Source organism: Undibacterium sp. TC4M20W, from assembly GCF_049340245.1.
Lineage (GTDB): Bacteria > Pseudomonadota > Gammaproteobacteria > Burkholderiales > Burkholderiaceae_D > Undibacterium.
In genome coordinates this window covers 1-939 of sequence record NZ_JBMPPI010000064.1, presented here as the reverse complement: position 1 = coordinate 939, position 939 = coordinate 1, and the positions used below count along the sequence as shown (strand labels likewise).

Here is a 939-nt window from a genome sequence, read left to right as displayed (position 1 = left end):
TAGGACTTACGCAAAACGCATAGAAATAGAAGGATTTCTGAGTTGCTGACATAAGTAATGGTCCAAAAGGCCGTGTTTAATGCGATAAGCGGTTTGTTTGGTAGTTCTGGCAATGTCGGTGAGGCGTATCCAGACCAGGATGGCGCAAGCAATATGGTTGCGTTGTATGCGAGCTTTACGGCATTGGTTTTGCTCAATGCCTGTGAGTTGTTTCAACTCGCGGTGGAACTGCTCGATTTTCCAGCGCATGCCACACACCTCTTGTGTGGCATCCAAAGAATCTTGAGTGAGGTCGTTGGTGACGACCCAATCCGTGCGGTGGGTAGACACCGCGACCCGGAACAGTTTTACCTTGTAGTCCTTAGGAAACCCTTTGATTTTGATAACTTTGCCATGCTCTCCCTCTGGATGGCTCCATGCCAGCGAATCCACTCGGCGGTACAGCGCTGTGCCGCCTGTGTCATCGACTTGCCGGTTGTCCTTCAACGGGCAGTAATAAATTTTCTGCAGGGAGTCGATGAACAGCATCAAATCCTTGGTGGCATACCAGCTATCCATCAACACTGCATGAAACGGAAGTTGCTTTTGATTAATGATCTGGCCGAGCATGTCTTGAACATGGTCAAGCTTGGTCTTGCCGTCGCGTTCAGGATCGTAAATACGATAATCGATCACCCAGTATTGGCCGCTCTCAGGATTGACATAGACGCAATTGACCAGACCTATGCCCTTGATGAGTCCATGCGCGTTACCGCTGAACTGCAAACGCACCATCTCGATTTTGTGCGAGAAATTTTTGTTCAGCACGGTGTCGTCGAAGACGACATAGCCATGCGCAGAGGGTTGAATTTGCGAGCGGACATTCTCCCAGACCAGGCGCGACGTTAGCCTTTCATCTCGCAGATAGCGATTGATCATGTCATGGCTCATTTCCGTTGG

General features: G+C 49.7%; 1 protein-coding gene. It reads right to left on the bottom strand.

Translation table 11 applies throughout. The features are described 5' to 3' along the window. Nucleotides 1-6 precede the first annotated feature (6 nt). Nucleotides 7-939 (bottom strand): IS701 family transposase (locus tag ACO0LL_RS30290; RefSeq protein ID WP_422954532.1); only part of this gene is annotated, 933 nt, incomplete at its 5' end.